The sequence below is a fragment of the Pseudomonas sp. C1C7 genome, from assembly GCF_013359595.1.
Classification (GTDB): Bacteria; Pseudomonadota; Gammaproteobacteria; order Pseudomonadales; family Pseudomonadaceae; genus Aquipseudomonas.
The window spans coordinates 38,113-59,822 of record NZ_JABFMP010000014.1 but is presented as its reverse complement, the minus strand read 5'-3'; the positions used below and the strand labels follow the sequence as shown (position 1 = coordinate 59,822).

Below are 21,710 nucleotides of genomic sequence, written 5' to 3'. Positions count from 1 at the left end.
ATGAAGCATTTAGTGACCCGCCTGGCACTGGCGGCAGGTCTGGCTGCGCCTGTATTGCTGGCGCAGGCCGATGATCAGGTCAAGCGCGGCGAATACCTCGCCCGCGCCGCCGACTGCATGGCCTGCCACACCGCGCCAGGTGGCGCGCCGTTCGCGGGCGGTCTGCCGATCGTCTCGCCATTCGGCACGATTTACGGCACCAACATCACCCCGAGCAAAGAGCACGGCATCGGCCTGTACAACGATGACGAGTTCTTCGCTGCGCTGACCGAGGGCAAGCGCCGTGATGGCGCCAACCTGTATCCGGCGATGCCGTACACCTCGTACCACCTGATGCCCCGTGAAGATTCCGATGCGATTCATGCGTATTTGAAGACTTTCGAGCCCATTGAGCGCGCGGCACCGGTGACCAGCCTGAGCTTCCCGTTCAACGTGCGCCCGGGCCTGATCGCCTGGAACATGATGTACGGCAAGGATGTGAAGCTGGCGTCGACCGAGGGCAAGAGCGAAGCCTTCAAGCGCGGCCAGTACATGGTCGACGTGCTCGGGCACTGCGGCGAATGCCACACGCCACGGGGCCAGACCGGAGCGATGCAGCAGGACAAGCGCCTGACCGGCGGGATTCTCAACGGCTATCTGGCACCGAGCTTGCTGGCCACGGATCTCGCCGCCCGAGGCTGGAATCACCAGGACCTGAGCGCGTTCCTCAAGCACGGCATGAGCGCCCAGGGCACGATGTTCAACGAGATGTTCCCGGTGTTCCACAACAGCACCCAGGACCTGAACGATGCGGACCTGGCGGCCATGGCCACCTTCCTGCTCGGCGATCAGCCGCCGGTGGCGAAAGTGCTTACCGATGTGCCGGTGGACAAGCTCACTGCCAGTGCCCAGCGCGGCCGTCAGGAATATTTGAATGTCTGCGCCGGTTGCCACGCGCCTGAAGGTGAAGGCAAGCCGCATATCGCCGTGGCCATGCGTGGCAATACCACGCTGCGCCTGGAAGATCCGCGCAACCTGGTGCGGGTGATCGACGACGGTATCGGCGAGCAGAAATTCGCCGGCTTCGAGCACATGCAACCGATGCCGGGCTTCGCCGAGAAGCTCAGCCACGAGCAACTGACCGACCTGTTGAACTACCTGCGTCAGGGCTGGGGCGGTCAACCGGGTGATCTGGCAGTCAATGCCGTGCAGACGCTGCGCGCCGATGCGCCGCCGCTCGAGCACAAGGCCCACTGACATGCAGCATCTGGATCTGCAAGTGGTGCGACGGGCGCTGGAGTGGTCGGCGGCGGGGCAGCGCATCTGGCTCTGCACGGTGCTCGCCACCTACGGCTCGGCGCCGCGCGCGCCGGGTTCGTTGCTGGCGGTGAACGTCGCCGGACAGTGGATCGGTTCGCTGTCCGGTGGTTGCGTCGAGGAAGACTTCCTTGAGCGCGTCGCCGAAGGCGCCTTCGAGCAGGCGGTCAGCGTCGTGCGCTACGGCGAAGGTGATGATCCGCGCTCGCGGGTCAGCCTGCCCTGTGGCGGCGTGCTGGATGTGCTGGTCGAGAAGCTCGAGCCTGATTGCGAGGTGCAGGCGCATTTGCGTGAGCTGGAGTCGGCGCTGTTGGGTCGGCGACGGTTGATCCGCGAGGTGGATCTGGCCAGTGGCGCCCGCAGCCTGTTCGATGATCGCGAGCAGGGTGTGCGCGTCGAGCGCGAGATCGACCGGGTTCGCCTGCGCATCGGTGCGGCTCAGCGCCTGTTGCTGGCCGGATACTCCAGCGTGGCGCAGGCCTGCGCGGAGTTTGCCGTGGGGTTGGGGTTTGAGGTGATTCTCTGCGATCCCCGGGACGAGGTGCTTGAAGGTGTCGTGCTGGACAGCGTGGAGATCCGGCGCCAACTGCCGTCGGTGTTCATCGCCGATGGCGGCTGCCACCGCGACACGGCGGTGGTCGCCCTGACCCACGATCCGCGCATCGACGATCTGGCGATGATGGAAGCGGTGCGCACCGAGGCGTTTTATATCGGTGTGATGGGGTCGATGCAGACTTCGCAGAAGCGCTTTGAGCGTCTGCGGCGGATTGGCGGGTTGGGGGAGGCGGATTTGGCGCGGGTTCATGCTCCGATCGGCTTGAACCTGGGCAGCAAGACGCCGGCGGAGATTGCTCTGGCGGTGCTGGCCGATATCCTGCGGATCCGAAGCGGTATCCCACGAGATCGCCTCTGACACATCCCCCCTGATCTTTCCCCTGCAGGAGCGAGCATGCTCGCTCCTGCAGGGGATTGCGGTGATGCTAGTAGCCGAACTTGTCCCGCAACCCGTAATACCACGCCCCCAGCGCCGCAAACGGCGTGCGCAACAATTGCCCTCCCGGGAACGGGTAGTGCGGCAAGTCCGCAAACGCATCAAAACGCTCCGCTTGACCGCGCAACGCCTCCGCCAGCACCTTGCCCGCCAGATGCGTGTAGGTCACGCCGTGGCCGCTGCAGCCCTGTGAGTAATAGATGTTGTCACCCAGCCGCCCAACCTGCGGCAGACGCGACAGGGTCAGCAGGAAATTGCCGGTCCAGGCGTAATCGATCTTCACGTCCTTGAGCTGTGGGAAGGCCTTGAGCATCTTCGGCCGGATAATCGCCTCGATGTTCGCCGGATCCCGCGCGCCATAGACCACGCCACCGCCGAAAATCAGACGCTTGTCGCCCGTCAGGCGGTAATAGTCGAGCAGGTAGTTGCAGTCCTCGACGCAGTAGTCCTGAGGCAGCAGGCTCTTGGCCAATGCATCGCCCAGAGGTTCGGTGGTGATCACCTGAGTGCCGCACGGCATCGACTTGGCCGCCAGTTCCGGCACCAGATTGCCCAGGTACGCATTGCCGGCCACGATGATGAACTTCGCCCGGACCTTGCCCTGTGGCGTATGCACCACCGGATTGGCGCCGCGTTCGATACGCATCGCCGGGGATTGCTCATAGATGGTGCCGCCCAGCGACTCCACAGCCGCCGCTTCGCCCAGCGCCAGGTTGAGCGGGTGAATATGTCCGCCGCTCATGTCGAGCATGCCGCCAACGTATTGATCACAAGCCACCACTTCGCGGATGCGGCGCTCGTCCAGCAGCTCGAGCTGCGTATGGCCGAAACGCTCCCACAGGCGCTTCTGCGACTCCAGATGCCCCATCTGCTTGCCCGTGAGCGCGGCGAACACGCCACCGTTCTTCAGGTCGCACTGAATGTTGTACTTCGCGACCCGCTCACGAATGATCCGGCCACCCTCGAACGCCATCTGCCCCAGCAACTGCGCCTGCTTGGGGCCGACACTGCGTTCGATCACATCGATATCGCGGCTGTAGCTGTTGACGATCTGCCCGCCATTGCGCCCCGACGCGCCGAAACCGACCTTCGCGGCTTCCAGCACCGTGACCTTGAAACCGCTCTCCAGCAAAAACAGGGCAGAGGACAAGCCGGTGTAGCCGGCACCGATCACACAGACATCAGTCTCAACGTCGTCCTGCAAAGCCGGGCGCGGCGGCACAGCATTGGCCGATGCGGCGTAGTAGGACTCTGGGTAGGGGGTGTTCGCCATCCTGCTGCCTCTGTTTAATATATTTTACGAGTGCGTCGATCCTACCCGAGTTAAAAAACCTCCGCCAGCCACCGCAAAATCTTCTTTGCAGCGCCGAAATTAAATATTTTGCATATTCATAGGGTTAGCGCGAAAAAAGGTGTTGACACCCCTACGCAATTCCGTAGAATGCCGCCTCACAGCAGGCACGTAGCTCAGTTGGTTAGAGCACCACCTTGACATGGTGGGGGTCGTTGGTTCGAGTCCAATCGCGCCTACCAAACAAAATCCGCTCTGCTGGGCGGTCTAGAGGGGTCACCGGAAACGGTGACCCCTTTTTGCTTTTGTGCGCTGCAAACCTTTGCAGCTCCCGCCTCAAGAACGCCAGGTTCCGCCAGTCTGGCGATGCTCGATCAAGCACACTTCCGGGCGCGTATCTTCGAATGAAAACCAGTTCTATTTAAATTGAACTGTCAGCGCTGAATCGAATCCAACCAGAACATGTCCAGGTGTTTCGCTGATTTTTTAGCGGGGAGCTTCGAATGGGGAGGCGAGCGATGATCAAGTTCTTTGCGGCTTACCTGACCGTTTGCCTCTTGCTTCAGTGGACGGTGGTGGAGGCTTCCTCGTGGATTGCATCTCACGTGCTGCTCAGGTTGATCCTGTAGCCGAACATCGAGCGCTGTTGCGCGGCTGTCACGCCGCCAATCAGGCGTAGAATGGAACGTGCTATCTCATCCAGAGGAGTCGACCATGATCTCCGACCCGGCAAACAAGCCATCGTCCGGCACCCAGACCGTTTGGGATCAATTTTTCTGCGCCGCGCTGATTGCCGAAAGCAATCTGACCGCCCCTGTTGTCGGTGGGGCTACCCATGAAGACCGACAGAATCTGTTGATCGAGAGGGCCAAGGCCCTTGCCGACAAGATGATGGAAAACAGAAGGTAACCAGAGCCCAGCCATTGCGCTGGGCTCTGTGTATCTGGCTCCGGTGCCGATGCTTCAGGCAATCAGTTCGACCTTGCCTGTCGCCAGACGATAAATGCCGCCCACTATTTTCAACTTGCCGCTGCCGAGGGCGTCGGTCAGCAGGGGCGTGGCTTTTTTGAGGCGCTCTACCGAGTTCCTGACGTTTTGCGCGGTTGCGTTTGCCACCAGGTCTCCGGGTTGTTTGATCACCTGCTCGATCGAGGGCTTGAGTGCGTCCGTCAGTTTCGGGATTTGTCCGGGGAAGACGGTGTGATCCTTGACGGCTTTTATGCCGGCCTCGATGGCGCCGCAGCTTTCGTGTCCCAACACCAGAATCAACGGTGCGCCTAGCACGGCGACGCCGTATTCCAGGCTTGCCAGGCCTTCATCCGTGACGAAGTTGCCGGCGACGCGGATGGCGAAAAGGTCGCCTCGTGCGGTGTCGAAGGCGTATTCGGGAGCGATGCGCGAGTCGGAGCAGCTCAGCACTGCCACGAACGGGTTCTGGCCGGAGACCAGCGCTTCGCGTTCGTCCTTGAAGTCGTGGGTTTCGGAGTTGCCGCTGACATAGCGTTCATTGCCTGCCATCAGTCTCTTCAGTGCCTCATCCGGGCTGATGACGTTTTTCGGTTTGGGTGGCGTGGAGGTTTTCTCGGCTGCCTGAAGGAGCCGATCGGGGAGGGCGCCAGCAAGGAGCAGTGCGCCGGCTCCTAATCCGGCAAGACGGAGAAAACGTCGACGTTCATTGTTGTTGGAGGCAGGGTTGGAAGCAGAGTTTGAATCACATGATTTACACATGATTTTGTTCACTCGAGTCAATGCGGTGGGAGTTACTGCGATTGGGGGCAGCGCGGACGGGAGAACATGTCGCACTGGCGTATTGGAGTCTAGTTGCTCTGTGTAACGCGATGTCTTGTGCGACCTGTGGCGCCAGTTCGTACGTATTTGTTAATCATTGCCTGAATGCAAGCCGGCGATTGATGAGCTACTACTGACAGGCTTGATCAACTTGGTCCTGACAGGAGTTACCCAATGCTGGCTCACTGGCTTCTTGCGGCGCTTCACCTGTTGGCATTCGGCCTGGGGTTCTGGGCGGTGCTGACCCGAGGTACGAATTTCCGGCGTCTGGCGACGGGCGCCGGGGAAGCCCGCAGCGTTTTGACCGCTGACAATCTCTGGGGCATTTGCGCGCTGATCCTGTTGGTCACTGGTGGGATGCGCGCTTTCGGCGGGTACGAAAAGGGTACGGATTATTACCTGCACCAGCCGTTGTTCCACCTGAAGATGACCCTTTTCATTTTGATTTTGCTGCTCGAAGTGGCGCCGATGCTGACGCTGATCAAATGGCGGGTGGCGCTGGCTCGCGGCGCGGCAATCGACACCGGGCGCGCGACGCTGTTCGCACGAATCAGCCATGTGGAAGGTTTGTTGATGTTTTTGATGGTGATCGCGGCCACTGGCATGGCGCGTGGCTTCACGTTCGGTTAGCCGGATGACCTTGAGCGGGAGAGGGTGTTGCGGCACATGAATCTTTAGCCAGCCGTCGTTGCAGGGCGAACGGGCTGGCTACTGACTGCATCAGGATTCAAGGAGTCGGTGGTTTCGCCGGAGCGGTCAGGCCAGCCTGAATGCGCTGATAGATTTCTTCACGATGCACCGCAACGTCTTTTGGAGCGTTGATGCCAATCCTGACTTGCTGACCGCTTACGCCGAGGATGGTGATCGTAATGTCATCACCAATATTTATGCTTTCACCGACTTTGCGGGTGAGTATCAGCATGGTCTTCTCCTTAATTGCTTCGTGGGGCACCTGATTCGGACAGTGCAGAAGTCGGTGGTATGTATAGATTAGTGCGAACTCTCACGGTTTGGGTGCCTCTTTCTGACGCGCAGATACAGCATTAATTCCCAAGGCGTAACTATACAGAGGCCGCATCCATCATTCTCGTTGTTTTGCGCCCATTTTGCGGCACTCGGGAAGTATTCATGAGTGCTAAAATCCGCGCTTTTAGCCTTCAGAGGAAAACGCTGTGCGCAAAATGGTCTTGGTAATGGCGGTATTGGCACTGGCGGGCTGTGGTGATGACAAGCGTACCGAAGCGCCCAAGCCCGCGCCGGCCACGCAAGTCGCACCGGCTCAGGCGTCGGCACCGCAATGGGATCTGGAAGTGCGCGGAGCAACGCCCCAGGCTGTGAGCGACCTGAGCGGCTGGATGATCGAGCACCAGTTCATGGCCAATGTCATCCGCGAAGCCGATGGCAAGACCCGAATCCTGATGGGCCCTTACGCCTCGAAAGCTGAAGCCGAAGCCAAGCAGGCAGAAGTGAACGCAGCGATTGTGCGGGCAAAGAAACAGAACATCGAAGTGCTGGTTCTGGAGCGTCCTGCGGCTCAGTAGGGCATCGACCGCAGCGTACAGGCAGTAAAAAAACAAAGGCCTCGGGGATGAATCCGAGGCCTTTGTGCTTTGCGGTGGCGTTCAGCCGCAGGTTTTCATGTCGACGGGACCGACAAACTCGTTGCCGCGTCCCATGACGCACGCCACACGCTGATTGCGTTGGCGTTCCCAAGCCTGGGCCGGATAGGTCTTGTCCCAGGCTTCATACAGTTGCCGATCCTGTTTCGACAGGCGCAACCCGTACTGCTTGCTCATGTAGAAATAAGTCCGCGCGATCATCCCGCGGATGGACGGGCGCGGCATGACCTTCTTCGCCTTGAAGTCGATTTGAGTCAGGCACGAACCATACTGACCCGATTGCTCCGGCAGCCAGCCAAAGCTGAAATTACTGCGATCACCGTTCACCTCACCGATGCTCGGCACCAGGTTGTGCAGGTCGGCCTCGGCCTTCTGATAGACCGAATCGTAGCGTGTGCAGTTCTTGCGTCCGCCTTCCTGCCAGCACTGGCGCTGATGACCGATCTGCCAGGCCGGGACAATGTGTTCCCACTCGATGCGGGCCGCGCGCTTGGCATTCTTGCGCGGCACATAACCGCAGGCCGCCAGGTTCACCTTGTTGCCCGTGTACTTGCAGCCGCAATAGAACTCGGTGGACTGAGGCGCATACAGTTTCCAGGCGACTTTCTTGGCTTCGGTGAACGTGCGCGGCGCCTCGGCCTGGGCGCCCACGGTGAACAGCAAAAACAGCAAACCCAAACAGCGGACACTCTTCAACTCAATCTTCCTTCGGCACAACCCAGAAAACCTGCACACCGCCATCGTCGCGATAGGCGAGGGTGACGTTGTCGTTTTCATCGATCTCTTCGAGCAGACGCTCCCATTCATCCATCGGCTCGTCCGGCAGGCGAAAAATCAGCGCGGCCTTGGCTTTTTGAGCGGTGGGGGAGTTGATGATTTTCTGAACGCGCAGGCCCATGCGGACATAGGCATCAGCGGAAGCGGAAGTGGAGTCCATCGAATTATCCTTGTTAAGCTGTACGTGCATACAGTATTTAACTGTCGGCATTTTCGCAACCGCTTAAAATTCAAGAGAATCCTCTGACAGCGACTTTTCCCATTCGATGTAGGACAAAGAGAATTTTTTTGCAGGAAGGAGCCACTCGCCAAGGTCGGCGAGTGGCGAAACCGGTGCCCGAGCGGAATCGCTCGGGCGAGGGCGAATCAGTATTCCCAGAACATCCGCTGCAGCTCTTTGCTGTCGTTGGTCTTGGTCAGGGCGACCATCGCCAGGATGCGGGCCTTCTGCGGGTTCAGGTCATGGGCCACGACCCAGTCGTATTTGTCGTCAGGCTGCTCGGCGTTGCGCAGTACGAAACCGCCGGCGTTGACGTGGGAAGAGCGGATGATTTGCACGCCATCCTTGCGCAGTGCCTGCAGGGCAGGGACGACGCGCGAGGAGACCGAGCCGTTGCCGGTGCCGGCGTGGATGATGGCCTTGGCGCCCGATTGAGCCAGGGCCTTGTAGGCGGTGTCGCTGACGTTGCCGTAACCGTAGGCGATTTCCACGTCGGGCAGGCTCTTGATGGACTTGATGTCGAACTCGGAATCCATGGTGTGACGCTTGGCCGGCAGGCGGAACCAGTAGGATTTGCCTTCAACCACCATCCCCAGCGGACCCCAGGCGCTTTTGAAGGCTTCGGTCTTGATGTTGACCATCTTGCTCACATCGCGACCCGACTGGATTTCATCGTTCATGGTCACCAGCACGCCTTTGCCGCGCGCCTCTTTACTGCTGGCCACGGCCACGGCGTTGTACAGGTTGAGCATGCCGTCAGCTGACATGGCCGTACCCGGGCGCATGGAGCCGACCACGATGATCGGCTTGTCGGTTTTTTCCACCAGGTTCAGGAAGTAGGCAGTTTCTTCCAGGGTGTCGGTGCCGTGGGTTATCACGATGCCATCGACGTCGTTGCTGTCGGCCAGCTCCGCTACGCGACGGCCCAGTTGCAGCAGGTTGTCGTTGGTGATGCTCTCGGAGGCGATCTGCATCACCTGTTCGCCGCGAACGTTGGCCAGTTGACCGAGTTCGGGCAAGCCGGCGATCAGTTTGTCGACGCCGACTTTCGCCGCTTGATAGGTCGCGCTGTTGGCGCTGCTCGCCCCTGCGCCGGCAATGGTGCCGCCAGTGGCGAGAATCACCACGTTGGCCAGTTTCTGTTGGGTTTCGGCTTCTTTTGCCTGGGAGGCAGTTGGCAGTAGCAGCAGGAGGGCGAGGGCGCCCGGAAGGATGGTCTTGAAAGCAGATGTCATTATTTTTCTCTCTAGGGGTGACGGTGCGGATGCAGGTTCATCTAGATGCGTCCAAGCGAATCTGAGCGTTTGGAGGCATTGTTGAAGAGCAGGATCTGTACCAGTCACATTCTGTGTAGAGAAAAGCGTTTAAATGGCTGATTTGTTTATATTTTTAAACAAATTGAAAGAAGCGCTGCGAGTCCGCTTCGTCCGGGTTTCCGACTGTGCGCCGTGATTTCGTTCGGCTCCCCGAAAACATCTTCATGAATCCCTGCTAAAGAAACCGCTGCCTTGGCCGATGCTGCTGTAAAGGATCTTTTTATCAGGGAGTTCACATGTCACTGACTATCGGCTTTCCACAAGCATCGGTCATCAATATCGGCGGCAAGCCTCCTTCGACGACCGACAGCTTGAGTGAATCGACCTCGGACACCGCCGCGCAAAGGTTGGGGGTGGAGGGGGAGAAATCCACCATTCTGGGCAAGGACATCAACCGCACCGAGAAAGTCGAAAGCGCCGACAGCAACCAGAGCCCGACCGTGCAGGAACTGCTCAAGCGCATGCGCGAATTGCAGGAGCAATTGCGCGAGCAACAGCAGCAACTGGCCGCGACTCAGGCCGCGTCGTTCCCGACGCCGGAAGCGAAAACCACAGCGATCATGGCGATCCAGGCACAGATCATGTCGACGACGGCGGCACTCATGCAGGTGGTGGCCAGTCTGGCGAAGGAATTGGCGGGTTCGGGAAACGTCGTCAACACTACGGCATGATTTCCATTCATTTCCCCAGCACGGCAATCCCGACTTCGACAGGAGCAATTCCTGTCGTTGACAAATTTCGACAAGATTCGCATAGTTCGGTCTACGCAAACGTTTGCGAGATGTTTCCGGTGGACAAAACCAGCCGGTGAACACCAAGCAGTTTACGTCAGCAAGCGTTGCTCACAATAATCATAAGACCGGAGTGAAAACATGAAGCTGCCATTCGCTGGACGTCTTCTCGCTGTCGCTATGCTGGCTGCCGCCTCCGCCGCGCTGCCAGTCTCTTCCGCATTCGCCCAATCCCCGGAAAAACCCAAAGTCGCGCTGGTCATGAAATCCCTGGCCAACGAATTCTTCCTGACCATGGAAGACGGCGCCAAGGCCTACCAGAAAGACCACTCCGGCGAATTCGAGCTGATTTCCAACGGCATCAAGGACGAGACGGACACAACCAACCAGATCCGTATCGTCGAGCAGATGATCGTCTCCAAAGTCGATGCGCTGGTCATCGCCCCTGCTGATTCCAAGGCCATGGTGCCAGTGATCAAGAAAGCGGTGGATGCCGGTATCACCGTGATCAACATCGACAACCAGTTGGACCCTGCGGTACTCAAGAGCAAGAACATCAACGTTCCTTTCGTAGGCCCGGATAACCGCAAGGGCGCGCGCCTGGTCGGTGACTATCTGGCCAAGCAGCTCAAGGCCGGTGACGAAGTCGGCATCATCGAAGGCGTTTCCACCACCACCAACGCCCAGGCCCGCACCGCAGGCTTCAAGGATGCGATGGAGGCGGCGCAGATCAAGGTGGTTTCCGTGCAGTCCGGTGACTGGGAAATCGACAAGGGCAACAAGGTTGCCGCCGCGATGCTCAGCGAGTACCCGCAAATCAAGGCCCTGCTGGCCGGTAACGACAGCATGGCGGTCGGCGTGGTGTCGGCCGTGCGCGCCGCAGGCAAGGCCGGCAAGGTGCAAGTGGTCGGCTACGACAACATCAATGCCATCAAGCCAATGCTCAATGACGGTCGCGTGCTCGCCACGGCCGACCAGTTCGCTGCCAAGCAGGCGGTATTCGGCATCGAAACGGCGCTGAAGATCATCAAGGGCGAAAAGGTCGACAGCGCCAATGGCGTGATCGAGACGCCGGTAGAGCTGGTTACCAAGTAGTCCTCTGGCGACACACTGGCGCTCGTCCGTCCGGGCGAGCGCATGGAGAGTTTTATGTCCGTTCATGCCCCGAACGCTGTCCTGTCGGTCAGCGGTATCGGCAAGACCTATGCCCAACCGGTTCTGACCGGCATCGACCTGACGCTGATGCGCGGTGAAGTGCTGGCGCTGACCGGTGAGAACGGCGCCGGCAAAAGTACATTGTCGAAAATCATTGGCGGACTGGTCACGCCGACCACCGGCCAGATGCAGTTTCAGGGGCAGGACTACCGCCCCGGCAGCCGTACCCAGGCTGAAGACCTGGGCATCCGCATGGTCATGCAGGAACTCAATCTGTTGCCGACGCTCTCGGTGGCGGAAAACCTGTTTCTCGACAACCTGCCCAGCAACGGCGGCTGGATCAGTCGCAAGCAATTGCGCGAGGCGGCAATCGAAGCCATGGCCCAGGTCGGGCTCGATGCCATCGACCCGGACACCCTGGTCGGAGACCTGGGCATCGGTCACCAGCAAATGGTCGAGATCGCCCGCAACCTGATCGGCGATTGCCACGTGCTGATCCTCGACGAACCCACCGCGATGCTCACCGCCCGCGAAGTCGAGATGCTGTTCGAACAGATCACCCGCCTGCAGGCCCGTGGTGTGTCGATCATTTATATCTCCCATCGCCTCGAGGAACTGGCCCGGGTCGCCCAGCGCATTGCGGTGTTGCGCGACGGCAATCTGGTGTGTGTCGAGCCGATGGCCAATTACAACAGCGAGCAGTTGGTCACGCTGATGGTCGGTCGTGAGCTCGGCGAGCACATCGACATGGGCGCGCGCAACATCGGCGCCCCGGCGTTGACGGTCAAGGGCCTGAGCCGCGCCGACAAGGTGCGCGACGTGTCCTTCGAAGTGCGGGCTGGCGAGATCTTCGGCATTTCCGGCCTGATCGGGGCAGGGCGTACCGAGTTGCTGCGCCTGATCTTCGGCGCCGATTCCGCAGACAGCGGCACGGTGGCGCTGGGTTCGCCCGCGCAGGTGGTCAGCATCCGCTCGCCGGTGGATGCGGTGGCTCATGGCATTGCCCTGATCACCGAGGACCGCAAGGGCGAAGGCCTGCTGCTGACGCAATCGATCAGCGCCAACATCGCGCTGGGCAACATGCCCGGCATTTCCAGCGGCGGCTTCGTCAACCAGGGCGATGAAACGTCCCTGGCCCAGCGCCAGATCGATGCCATGCGCATCCGCAGCTCCGGCCCGGCGCAGTTGGTGTCGGAACTGTCCGGCGGCAACCAGCAGAAAGTGGTGATCGGCCGCTGGCTGGAGCGCGACTGTTCGGTGTTGCTGTTCGACGAGCCGACCCGAGGCATCGACGTCGGCGCCAAGTTCGACATTTATGCACTGCTCGGCGAGTTGACCCGCCAGGGCAAGGCATTGGTCGTGGTGTCCAGCGACCTGCGCGAATTGATGCTGATCTGCGACCGCATCGGCGTGTTGTCCGCTGGGCGCCTGATCGACACCTTCGAGCGTGACAGCTGGAATCAGGATGACTTGCTTGCCGCCGCATTCGCCGGCTACCAAAAACGTGATGCGCTGCTCAACGAAGCAGCGCCTGGGGACCTTCGATGAATACCGCATCTTCAGCCGGCAAACGTAGCGGCAACTTTTACGGCCTGGGGACTTACCTCGGCCTGGCCGGTGCCTTGCTGGCGATGGTCGTGCTGTTCTCCATCCTGAGCAGCCATTTCCTGTCCTATGACACCTTCAGCACCCTGGCCAACCAGATTCCCGACCTGATGGTGCTGGCGGTTGGCATGACCTTCGTGTTGATCATCGGCGGCATCGACCTGTCGGTGGGTTCGGTGCTGGCGCTTGCCGCGTCGACCGTCAGCGTGGCAATTCTCGGCTGGGGCTGGAGCGTTCTGCCGGCGGCTCTGCTGGGCATGGCGGCGGCAGCGCTGGCCGGCACCATCACCGGTTCGATCACCGTGGCCTGGCGCATTCCGTCGTTCATCGTGTCCTTGGGCGTTCTGGAAATGGCCCGTGGCGTGGCCTATCAGATGACCGGCTCGCGCACGGCCTACATCGGTGATGCCTTTGCCTGGTTGTCCAACCCGATCGCCTTCGGCATTTCGCCGTCGTTCATCATTGCCTTGTTGATCATTTTCATCGCCCAGGCCGTCTTGACCCGCACCGTGTTCGGTCGTTACCTGATCGGCATCGGTACCAACGAAGAGGCGGTACGTCTGGCGGGTATCAATCCCAAGCCCTACAAAATTCTGGTGTTCAGCCTGATGGGCCTGCTGGCCGGGATCGCGGCGCTGTTCCAGATTTCCCGCCTGGAAGCGGCGGACCCGAACGCCGGCTCCGGCCTGGAGCTGCAAGTGATCGCTGCGGTGGTGATCGGTGGCACCAGCCTGATGGGTGGTCGCGGTTCGGTGATCAGTACTTTCTTTGGCGTGTTGATCATTTCGGTGCTGGCGGCGGGGCTGGCGCAGATCGGCGCCACCGAGCCGACCAAGCGCATCATTACTGGCGCGGTGATCGTGGTCGCGGTGGTGCTCGATACTTATCGCAGTCAACGCGCAAGCCGGCGGAGCTGAGTCATGGCAACAATCAAAGATGTGGCGGCACTGGCGGGGATTTCCTACACCACGGTTTCCCATGTGGTGAACAAGACCCGGCCGGTCAGCGAAGAGGTGCGGATCAAGGTCGAGGCCGCGATCAAGACCCTCGATTACGTGCCCAGCGCCGTGGCCCGGTCGCTCAAGGCCAAAACCACGGCCACCATCGGTTTGCTGGTGCCCAACAGCCTCAACCCGTACTTCGCCGAACTGGCCCGGGGTATCGAGGACTACTGCGAGCGCAACGGCTATTGCGTGATCCTCTGCAACTCCGACGACGACCCGGACAAGCAGCGCAGCTATCTGCGCGTGCTGCTGGAAAAACGCATCGACGGGCTGATCGTTGCATCGGCCGGCGGCGATAGCGGATTGGCCGAAGGCCTGGCGGGTGTGCGTACGCCGATGGTGATCGTCGACCGTGGACTGGAAGGCGTCGATGCCGATCTGGTGCGGATCGATCACGAGTACGGTGCCTACCTGGCGACCCGGCACCTGCTGGAGCTGGGTCATCGCGACATCGCCACCATCAGCGGGCCGACAGCCACCAGCGTGGCGCAGATGCGTCTGGCCGGTTTTTGCCGGGCGCTGAAAGATGCAGGGCTCGAAGTGCACGCCGAGCGCATGGTGGAAAGCGATTTCACTAGCACCGGCGGCTACAACGCCGCTGCGACGTTGCTGGAGCGCAAGCCGCCCAGTGCGATCTTCGCCGCCAACGACATGATCGGCATCGGTGTGTTGCGGGCTGCCGCCGAACGCAACATCCGCGTCCCGACGGAGCTGTCGGTGATCGGCTTCGACGATATCCAGATGAGCCGTTACGTCTATCCGGCATTGACCACCGTCGGGCAGTCGATCCTGCAACTCGGCGAGATGGCCGCCGGCGTGCTGCTGCGCCGGATCGCCACGCCGGACCTGGCCGTCGAGCAACGCATCGTGACGCCCAGCATCGTGATGCGCGAATCGACTGCGCCACTGGCCAGTGTGTTCACCGAATACCGCTAAAACCGAATGAATGAGTAGTGAGAAATGTCAGCAAAAGTAGTGGTGATAGGCAGCCTGAACATGGACCTGGTGACCCGGGCGCCACGGCTGCCGCGAGGCGGTGAAACGCTGATCGGCCAGTCGTTCGCCACGGTATCGGGTGGCAAGGGGGCGAATCAGGCCGTGGCCGCCGCGCGACTGGGGGCGCAGGTGTCGATGGTCGGCTGTGTGGGCAGCGATGCCTACGGTGCCGAGCTGCGCGCGGCCCTGGTGGCCGAGCAGATCGATTGTCAGGCGGTCAGCACCGTGGCCGGTTCCACCGGCGTGGCGCTGATTGTGGTCGACGACAACAGCCAGAACGCGATCGTGATCGTGGCCGGCGCCAACGGTGAGCTGACGCCTGCGCTGATCGGCTGCTTCGATTCGGTCCTTCAGGCTGCCGATGTGATCATCTGCCAGCTGGAAGTCCCGGATGCCACGGTGGGTCACGCACTCAAGCGCGGTCGGGAGCTGGGCAAGACCGTGATCCTCAATCCGGCGCCGGCCAGCGATCCGTTGCCGGCGCACTGGTACGCCAACATCGATTACCTGATTCCCAATGAGAGTGAAGCGTCGGCCCTCAGCGGCTTGCCGGTGGATTCCCGGGCGACGGCTGAAACCGCCGCGACGCGCCTGATCGACATGGGCGCCGGCAAAGTGATCATCACCCTCGGCGCCCAAGGCGCGTTGTTCGCCGATGGTCAGCGCTTCGAGCATTCTCCGGCGCCGACGGTGAAGGCGGTCGATACCACCGCCGCAGGCGATACCTTCGTCGGCGGATTCGCCGCCGCGTTGGCCAACGGCAAAAGCGAAGCCGAGGCGATCCGTTTCGGGCAGGTCGCTGCCGCGTTGTCGGTCACCCGTGCCGGCGCGCAGCCGTCGATTCCTACCCTGTCCGAAGTCCAGGCGTTCAATACACCATGAAAAAGACTCCCTTGCTCAACGTCGCGCTGTCGCGACTGATCGCCTCCCTCGGCCACGGCGACAAAATAGTGATCGGCGACGCGGGGCTGCCCGTGCCGCCCGGCGTCGAACTGATCGACCTGGCCCTGACCCATGGCGTTCCGGATTTCATCGGCACCCTGAAGGTCGTACTCAGCGAAATGCAGGTCGAGAGTCATGTTCTGGCCGAGGAAATCCTGCAGAAGAAGCCGACGGCCCTGGCGACCCTGGACGAGTTGAATGCCGAAGGTTCGCTGGGTCGGCGCGAGTTGCTCAGCCATGAGCAGTTCAAGGTACTCAGTCGACAGGCAAGGGCGGTTGTGCGCACCGGTGAATGCCAGCCGTACTGCAACATCGTGCTGGTCGCCGGAGTGACGTTCTGACGAATTGCTGTTTTCCATTCTGCGCAAGGAGTGCGCCATGTATCGTTGTGCCCGCAAACTGCATCACCTGTTTCGGAGTCTGCTGCTTTTGTCCCTGATGACCGCCACTGGCGCCCATGCGGCGGAAAAAATCGATCTGATCATCGACACCGATCCCGGTGCCGACGATGTGGTGGCCTTGCTGTTTGCGCTGGCCTCGCCGCAGGAGCTGAATATCCGCGCATTGACCACCGTTGCCGGCAACGTGCGCCTGGACAAGACATCGCGCAATGCGCGGCTGGCGCGCGAGTGGGCTGGGCGCGAGGACGTGCCGGTCTATGCCGGGGCGAAAAAACCGATGATGCGCACTCCCATCTACGCCGAGAACATTCATGGCGTGGAAGGGCTGTCGGGCGTTGCTGTCCACGAACCGAAAAAAGGCCTGGCGGAAGGCAACGCCATCGATTATCTGATCGATACGCTGATGGCGGCCAAGCCTCACAGCATCACCATCGCCATGCTCGGACCGCAGACCAACCTGGCGCTCGCACTGATCCAGGAGCCGGGCATCGTTCAGGGCATAAAGGAAGTGGTGATCATGGGTGGTGCGCACTTCAACGGCGGGAATATCACGCCAGTGGCCGAGTTCAACCTGTTCGCCGATCCGCAGGCGGCCGAGGTGGTGCTCAAGAGTGGCGTGAAGCTGACCTATCTGTCGCTGGACGTGACCCACAAGATCCTCACCAGCGACGCCCGCCTGAACAAGATCGCCGCGCTGAACAATCACGCCAGCAAGCTGGTGGTCGATATTCTCAATGACTACATCAAGGCCGACATGGCGCACTACGGCATCCCGGGTGGTCCGGTGCATGACGCGACGGTGATCGCCTATCTGCTCAAGCCCCAGCTGTTCAGTGGGCGCGAGGTGAACGTGGTGGTCGATAGTAGCGAGGGCCCGGCGTTCGGACAGACCATCGTCGACTGGCACGACGGCCTCAGGGCGCCGAAAAATGCGTTTTGGGTCGAGGGCGGCGATGCCGATGGTTTCTTCGATCTGCTGGTGGAGCGTCTGGCGCGTCTGAAGTAGCAGGTTTTTATGCCGGGTTTGCTATGCGACACTGGGGCTTTGAGGACTTTCAAGGACTGCGCTGTGCAGATCGATCTGAACACCCCTGACGGCTTGACCCTTGAAGCCGTGCGTCAAATGCTCGCGTCCGCCAGCGACGATGAGCACACGCAACTGCGTGTGACCAAGGGCGGCATCGCCTATATTTCATCGGGAGTCGTCGGCGGCACCGACATCGATGGCTTGCTGTTTCGCCTGGAAACCTGGGCGAAGGGCTCCGGTTATGTCGGCCGGGTCGCCGCCAGCGACGAGGTCTGGGTCATGCAGATTTTCAATGCGCTGAAGCAGAATTGGCCCAAGCCGGCGTTCGACTATATCGACGTTTATTGAGCGCTGTTCATATTCAGTCACGATTGCAGTGTGAAGGGCAGGGCGATGCTCAGGCAAACTCGCCGTTTATCATCGATAACGGCCTGTGAAACCAATCGCCGTATTGGCGGTCGCAAGATCTCAGCTTAACTCTGGAAATAAGGAGGCTTCATGCCTTGGAAGTTCGCGTCATTGGGTGCTTTGTTGGCCGTTGCCATGCTGTCGGGCTGCAGCACGGGTACATCCGAGTCGACCACAAACCCTGAAACGACGACTGACTCGGGTCATAGCCGTTGTGAGGCCAAGGCGGCCGAATTTGCCGTAGGCAAACAGGCTTCGCCCGAACTGCTGGAGCAGGCGCGTACCCGTTCCGGTGCACAGATGGCCCGGTTCCTCCAGCCTAACGACATGATCACGCTGGAATACCGTTCCGACCGTCTGAACCTCAACACCGATGCCGGTCGGGTCGTGATCCGCGTCAACTGCGGCTGATCGCCCGGGCCTTTGCATCACCCACAAAAAACCCCGTCACATGGACGGGGTTTTTTTAGTGCGCCTGGAAATTACTCTGGGCGAACTTGAGCAGCTTGCATACCCTTTTGGCCTTTCTCAGCCACGAAGGATACGGTTTGGCCTTCTTTCAGGCTTTTGAAACCGTCGCTTTCGATAGCTTTGAAGTGTACGAACAGGTCGTCACCGCCACCTTGAGGAGTGATGAAGCCGAAGCCTTTTTCATCGTTGAACCATTTAACGGTGCCGGTTTGGCGATTAGACATGGTGTATCTCCAAGAAACATATATTTTCAGTAGTACTGTGCTGCTCAGGCCAACTGGGCACACCCGGGTATCATAGTCGAAATGTTCGCTTTGGGAGCCCCCCGTGGCTGCTGTTTGCCCTGCAGTCGCACATTCTTTGTTGCCCGTTATCGCTGAAAGCCCCGTTTTAAAAGGCTTTCAGCCGAACGTAAAGACGATAAAAAAAGCTGTAAAACCTGCATAAATCACAGGAAAAACGACCTTTCCGGGACTTTTTACCCTCGAAAAACCCGTTTGCAGGCTAAGTCAGGCTTATTTTTTCGCCGGATTGTTGGCCTTGCACTTGCTGATCTGGGTCAGGGCCTGTTGTCTCAGGGCGTCACTGGCCTTGTTGTCCATCAGTGCCTGAAGGTCCTTGGCCGGGTACGATTTGATCGCGTCGGCACCGCAGGCGCAGTGGGCTTTTGCCGCCGCGTCACCGATTTGTTCCTTGGCAGCCTGGGTGCACTGCCCCATGTATTGCTCGCGCAGTCCCTTCGGCCAGTCGGCGTGGGCGGCCAACGGCAGCAGCAGAACGATGGGTGCGACTACAGCGAATAAACGATTCAGACGCATGCCTGGGTGCTCCTTGTGGGTCAATGTCTTGTCATCTGAGGGGTAAAGCGGCGATCTAGTTCATCACTCTGGCATAAAAACGCCGGATTTGCGCCGTCGCCAACCTTCGCGCCGCCACGACCGTTCATCTGTGCTAGGATGCTGCGCTCGGGCGCTTGCAGGCGCCGGTCGACCTTCAGTCCCGGCCGCGGCAGAAACCCGAATAATCCTGATTTGAATCCCAGTCACTCTGGTTCGGTTTTCCGGTTGGCCGCAAGGCTCCTGCCGCTGTAAGGCAGGCGTTCGTCATTGAATGGCCTGGATCGGATCTTGTACTGGCTCATCCCAACCCACGTGACCTTTGGTAGGGGTCACCACTAGGAGAGGAGGCGCCATGCCAACTATTACTCTTCCCGACGGCAGTCAACGTTCATTCGACCACCCGGTGTCCATCGCCGAGGTCGCCGCATCCATCGGTGCGGGTCTTGCCAAGGCCACCGTGGCCGGCAAGGTCAATGGCAAGCTGGCCGACGCCAGCGACATCATCGACAGCGACGCTACGCTGCAAATCATCACGCCAAAGGATGAAGAGGGGCTGGAGATCATTCGTCACTCCTGCGCTCACCTGGTTGGCCATGCGGTCAAGCAGTTGTACCCGACCGCCAAAATGGTCATCGGTCCGGTCATCGACGAAGGCTTCTACTACGATATCGCCTACGAGCGTCCTTTCACTCCGGACGACATGGCGTCAATCGAACAGCGCATGCAGCAGCTGATCGAGAAAGATTACGACGTGATCAAGAAAGTCACTCCGCGCGCCGAAGTGATCGAAGTGTTCAAGGCCCGTGGCGAAGACTACAAGCTGCGTCTGGTCGAGGACATGCCGAACGAACAGGCCATGGGCCTGTACTATCACGAAGAATACGTCGACATGTGCCGTGGCCCGCACGTGCCGAACACCCGCTTCCTGAAATCCTTCAAGCTCACCAAGCTGTCCGGTGCCTACTGGCGCGGCGATGCCAAGAACGAGCAGTTGCAGCGCGTCTACGGCACCGCATGGGCCGACAAGAAGCAGCTGGCTGCCTACATCCAGCGCATCGAAGAAGCCGAAAAGCGCGATCACCGCAAGATCGGCAAGCGCCTGGGCCTGTTCCACACCCAGGAAGAAGCGCCGGGCATGGTGTTCTGGCATCCGAACGGCTGGACCCTGTACCAGGTGCTCGAGCAGTACATGCGCAAAGTGCAGCGCGAAAACGGCTACCTCGAGATCAAGACACCTCAGGTCGTTGATCGCAGCCTGTGGGAAAAGTCCGGCCACTGGGCCAACTACGCCGACAACATGTTCACCACCGAGTCGGAAAGCCGCGACTACGCCATCAAGCCAATGAACTGCCCTTGCCACGTGCAGGTGTTCAACCAGGGCCTGAAGAGCTACCGCGAGCTGCCGATGCGCCTGGCCGAATTCGGTGCCTGCCACCGTAACGAGCCATCGGGTGCCTTGCACGGCATCATGCGCGTACGTGCGTTCACTCAGGACGACGCCCACATCTTCTGCACCGAAGAGCAGATGCAGGCCGAATCCGCCGCTTTCATCAAGCTGACCATGGATGTCTACGCCGACTTCGGCTTCAAGGACATCGAGATGAAGCTGTCCACTCGTCCGGAAAAACGCGTCGGTTCCGACGAGTTGTGGGATCGCGCCGAAGCTGCCTTGGCCGCAGCCCTCGATAGCGCGGGCCTGCCGTACGATCTGCAGCCGGGTGAGGGTGCGTTCTACGGTCCGAAGATCGAATTCTCGCTGAAAGATTGCCTGGGTCGTGTCTGGCAGTGTGGTACCCTGCAGCTCGATTTCAACCTGCCTGTCCGTCTGGGTGCCGAATTCGTATCCGAGGACAACAGCCGCAAGCATCCGGTGATGTTGCACCGGGCGATTCTGGGCTCGTTCGAGCGTTTCGTCGGAATTCTGATCGAACACTACGAGGGTGCATTCCCTGCGTGGCTCGCGCCGACGCAGGCTGTGGTGATGAATATCACTGATAAACAGGCAGATTTTGTCACCCAGGTAGAAAAAACTCTCAACGAAAGCGGGTTTCGTGCCAAGTCTGACTTGAGAAATGAAAAGATCGGCTTTAAAATCCGCGAGCATACTTTGCTCAAGGTTCCATTCCTCTTGGTTATTGGGGATAAGGAAGTCGAGACGCAGACTGTCGCTGTGCGCACTCGTGAAGGTGCTGACCTGGGCTCGATGCCCGTCGCCCAGTTCTCCGAGTTCCTCGCGCAAGCGGTTTCCCGGCGTGGTCGCCAAGATTCGGAGTAATTATTATTAAGCGTGATATGAGACAAGATAAACGAACTGCACCGAAAGCCCCGATCAACGAGAATATCTCGGCACGCGAGGTTCGGTTAATTGGCGCTGACGGCGAGCAGATTGGCATCGTCTCGATTGATGAAGCGCTTCGTATTGCTGAAGAAGCCAAGCTTGATCTGGTAGAAATTTCCGCTGACGCAGTCCCGCCTGTTTGCCGGGTGATGGACTACGGCAAATCGATCTTCGAAAAGAAGAAGCAGATTGCAGCGGCGAAGAAAAACCAGAAGCAGATTCAGGTAAAAGAAATCAAGTTTCGTCCAGGGACGGAGGAAGGGGATTACCAGGTAAAACTACGCAACCTGGTACGTTTCCTGAGTGACGGGGACAGGGCCAAGGTATCCTTGCGATTCCGCGGCCGTGAGATGGCCCACCAGGAGCTGGGGATGGAACTCCTCAAGCGAGTTGAAGTTGACTTGCAAGAGTACGGTTCGGTCGAACAGCATCCGAAGATGGAAGGACGCCAGCTGATCATGGTCATCGCCCCGAAAAAGAAGAAGTAATCAACAG

The 21,710-nt window shown here is 59.9% G+C and carries 25 protein-coding genes and 1 tRNA gene; 18 read left to right on the top strand and 8 right to left on the bottom strand.

Translation table 11 applies throughout. The features are described 5' to 3' along the window. Together HNO86_RS13930 and HNO86_RS13925 are read left to right on the top strand one after the other, a co-directional pair. Positions 1 to 1,236 carry a cytochrome c gene (locus HNO86_RS13930; RefSeq protein ID WP_175377524.1) on the top strand — a complete coding sequence of 412 codons (1,236 nt, stop codon included), beginning with the start codon at positions 1 to 3 and terminating at the stop codon, positions 1,234 to 1,236. A 1-nt stretch (position 1,237) separates the two neighbouring features. Further along, entirely contained in the window at positions 1,238 to 2,209 is a 972-nt protein-coding gene (locus HNO86_RS13925; RefSeq protein WP_175377523.1) for an XdhC family protein, read from the top strand. Between the two features lie 67 nt (positions 2,210 to 2,276). On the opposite strand, the gene HNO86_RS13920 is transcribed toward HNO86_RS13925, so the two are convergent. Beyond that, positions 2,277 to 3,560 (bottom strand): FAD-binding oxidoreductase, encoded by a 1,284-nt coding sequence (locus tag HNO86_RS13920; RefSeq protein ID WP_175377522.1) that lies wholly within the window; start codon positions 3,558 to 3,560, stop codon positions 2,277 to 2,279. A gap of 183 nt (positions 3,561 to 3,743) precedes the next feature. Between HNO86_RS13920 and HNO86_RS13915 the strand changes: the two genes are divergently transcribed. Together HNO86_RS13915 and HNO86_RS13910 are read left to right on the top strand one after the other, a co-directional pair. Continuing rightward, a tRNA-Val gene (locus HNO86_RS13915) sits at positions 3,744 to 3,820 on the top strand. Positions 3,821 to 4,292: 472 nt separating this feature from the next. Continuing rightward, positions 4,293 to 4,487 (top strand): hypothetical protein, encoded by a 195-nt coding sequence (locus HNO86_RS13910; RefSeq protein ID WP_175377521.1) that lies wholly within the window; start codon positions 4,293 to 4,295, stop codon positions 4,485 to 4,487. Between the two features lie 54 nt (positions 4,488 to 4,541). Here HNO86_RS13910 and HNO86_RS13905 read toward each other — a convergent pair whose 3' ends face one another. Beyond that, a complete protein-coding gene (locus HNO86_RS13905; protein WP_175377599.1) occupies positions 4,542 to 5,306 on the bottom strand; it encodes a carbonic anhydrase in 765 nt (254 codons plus the stop codon). A gap of 234 nt (positions 5,307 to 5,540) precedes the next feature. On the opposite strand from HNO86_RS13905, the gene HNO86_RS13900 reads away from it, so the two are divergent. Next, positions 5,541 to 5,996 (top strand): DUF2214 family protein, encoded by a 456-nt coding sequence (locus HNO86_RS13900; protein WP_175377520.1) that lies wholly within the window; start codon positions 5,541 to 5,543, stop codon positions 5,994 to 5,996. 97 nt (positions 5,997 to 6,093) lie between these two features. Here the strand turns inward: HNO86_RS13900 and csrA are convergent, their stop codons facing one another. Then, on the bottom strand, positions 6,094 to 6,288 hold the full coding sequence (gene csrA / locus HNO86_RS13895) for a carbon storage regulator CsrA (protein ID WP_077044507.1): 195 nt from the start codon (positions 6,286 to 6,288) through the stop codon (positions 6,094 to 6,096). A 250-nt stretch (positions 6,289 to 6,538) separates the two neighbouring features. Here csrA and HNO86_RS13890 point away from each other — a divergent pair, with 250 nt between their 5' ends. Next, on the top strand, positions 6,539 to 6,907 hold the full coding sequence (locus HNO86_RS13890) for an SPOR domain-containing protein (RefSeq protein ID WP_175377519.1): 369 nt from the start codon (positions 6,539 to 6,541) through the stop codon (positions 6,905 to 6,907). 81 nt (positions 6,908 to 6,988) lie between these two features. Here HNO86_RS13890 and HNO86_RS13885 read toward each other — a convergent pair whose 3' ends face one another. The 3 genes from HNO86_RS13885 to HNO86_RS13875 form a co-directional block, all read right to left on the bottom strand. Beyond that, positions 6,989 to 7,726, bottom strand: coding sequence for an endonuclease (locus tag HNO86_RS13885; protein ID WP_372242530.1), 738 nt, complete (start codon positions 7,724 to 7,726; stop codon positions 6,989 to 6,991). Then, positions 7,683 to 7,922: a DUF1654 domain-containing protein gene (locus tag HNO86_RS13880; protein ID WP_175377517.1), complete on the bottom strand. Its 240-nt coding sequence runs from the start codon at positions 7,920 to 7,922 to the stop codon at positions 7,683 to 7,685. Before HNO86_RS13880 ends, HNO86_RS13885 begins: the two co-directional genes overlap by 44 nt. Before the next feature lie 206 nt (positions 7,923 to 8,128). After that, a complete protein-coding gene (locus tag HNO86_RS13875) occupies positions 8,129 to 9,217 on the bottom strand; it encodes an asparaginase (RefSeq protein ID WP_175377516.1) in 1,089 nt (362 codons plus the stop codon). 317 nt (positions 9,218 to 9,534) lie between these two features. Between HNO86_RS13875 and HNO86_RS13870 the strand changes: the two genes are divergently transcribed. The 10 genes from HNO86_RS13870 (at position 9,535) to HNO86_RS13825 (ending at position 17,978) form a co-directional block, all read left to right on the top strand. After that, a complete protein-coding gene (locus tag HNO86_RS13870; protein WP_175377515.1) occupies positions 9,535 to 9,969 on the top strand; it encodes a hypothetical protein in 435 nt (144 codons plus the stop codon). 201 nt (positions 9,970 to 10,170) lie between these two features. Then, the gene (locus HNO86_RS13865) at positions 10,171 to 11,124 is read left to right on the top strand and encodes a sugar ABC transporter substrate-binding protein (RefSeq protein WP_175377514.1); all 954 of its coding nucleotides are present in this window, start codon (positions 10,171 to 10,173) and stop codon (positions 11,122 to 11,124) included. Between the two features lie 54 nt (positions 11,125 to 11,178). After that, positions 11,179 to 12,732 carry a sugar ABC transporter ATP-binding protein gene (locus tag HNO86_RS13860; RefSeq protein WP_175377513.1) on the top strand — a complete coding sequence of 518 codons (1,554 nt, stop codon included), beginning with the start codon at positions 11,179 to 11,181 and terminating at the stop codon, positions 12,730 to 12,732. Beyond that, a complete protein-coding gene (locus HNO86_RS13855; RefSeq protein ID WP_175377512.1) occupies positions 12,729 to 13,706 on the top strand; it encodes an ABC transporter permease in 978 nt (325 codons plus the stop codon). The genes HNO86_RS13860 and HNO86_RS13855 overlap by 4 nt, the downstream gene beginning before the upstream one ends. 3 nt (positions 13,707 to 13,709) lie before the next feature. Continuing rightward, positions 13,710 to 14,729 (top strand): LacI family DNA-binding transcriptional regulator, encoded by a 1,020-nt coding sequence (locus HNO86_RS13850; protein WP_175377511.1) that lies wholly within the window; start codon positions 13,710 to 13,712, stop codon positions 14,727 to 14,729. A 24-nt stretch (positions 14,730 to 14,753) separates the two neighbouring features. After that, positions 14,754 to 15,671 (top strand): ribokinase, encoded by a 918-nt coding sequence (gene rbsK, locus HNO86_RS13845; RefSeq protein ID WP_175377510.1) that lies wholly within the window; start codon positions 14,754 to 14,756, stop codon positions 15,669 to 15,671. Then, positions 15,668 to 16,072 (top strand): D-ribose pyranase, encoded by a 405-nt coding sequence (gene rbsD, locus HNO86_RS13840; protein ID WP_175377509.1) that lies wholly within the window; start codon positions 15,668 to 15,670, stop codon positions 16,070 to 16,072. Before rbsK ends, rbsD begins: the two co-directional genes overlap by 4 nt. Positions 16,073 to 16,109: 37 nt before the next feature. Next, positions 16,110 to 17,138 carry a nucleoside hydrolase gene (locus tag HNO86_RS13835; RefSeq protein ID WP_175377508.1) on the top strand — a complete coding sequence of 343 codons (1,029 nt, stop codon included), beginning with the start codon at positions 16,110 to 16,112 and terminating at the stop codon, positions 17,136 to 17,138. A 63-nt stretch (positions 17,139 to 17,201) separates the two neighbouring features. Beyond that, a complete protein-coding gene (locus HNO86_RS13830) occupies positions 17,202 to 17,507 on the top strand; it encodes a hypothetical protein (RefSeq protein ID WP_175377507.1) in 306 nt (101 codons plus the stop codon). Between the two features lie 150 nt (positions 17,508 to 17,657). Further along, positions 17,658 to 17,978 (top strand): I78 family peptidase inhibitor, encoded by a 321-nt coding sequence (locus tag HNO86_RS13825; protein WP_175377506.1) that lies wholly within the window; start codon positions 17,658 to 17,660, stop codon positions 17,976 to 17,978. 71 nt (positions 17,979 to 18,049) lie between these two features. Here HNO86_RS13825 and HNO86_RS13820 read toward each other — a convergent pair whose 3' ends face one another. Together HNO86_RS13820 and HNO86_RS13815 are read right to left on the bottom strand one after the other, a co-directional pair. Next, the gene (locus HNO86_RS13820; protein ID WP_003179963.1) at positions 18,050 to 18,262 is read right to left on the bottom strand and encodes a cold-shock protein; all 213 of its coding nucleotides are present in this window, start codon (positions 18,260 to 18,262) and stop codon (positions 18,050 to 18,052) included. Between the two features lie 291 nt (positions 18,263 to 18,553). Beyond that, positions 18,554 to 18,856 carry a hypothetical protein gene (locus HNO86_RS13815; protein WP_175377505.1) on the bottom strand — a complete coding sequence of 101 codons (303 nt, stop codon included), beginning with the start codon at positions 18,854 to 18,856 and terminating at the stop codon, positions 18,554 to 18,556. A 373-nt stretch (positions 18,857 to 19,229) separates the two neighbouring features. On the opposite strand from HNO86_RS13815, the gene thrS reads away from it, so the two are divergent. Both thrS and infC read left to right on the top strand, forming a co-directional pair. Beyond that, positions 19,230 to 21,152: a threonine--tRNA ligase gene (gene thrS / locus HNO86_RS13810; protein ID WP_175377504.1), complete on the top strand. Its 1,923-nt coding sequence runs from the start codon at positions 19,230 to 19,232 to the stop codon at positions 21,150 to 21,152. Continuing rightward, a complete protein-coding gene (gene infC, locus HNO86_RS13805; RefSeq protein ID WP_175377598.1) occupies positions 21,152 to 21,703 on the top strand; it encodes a translation initiation factor IF-3 in 552 nt (183 codons plus the stop codon). Before thrS ends, infC begins: the two co-directional genes overlap by 1 nt. The last annotated feature ends 7 nt before the right edge of the window (positions 21,704 to 21,710 follow it).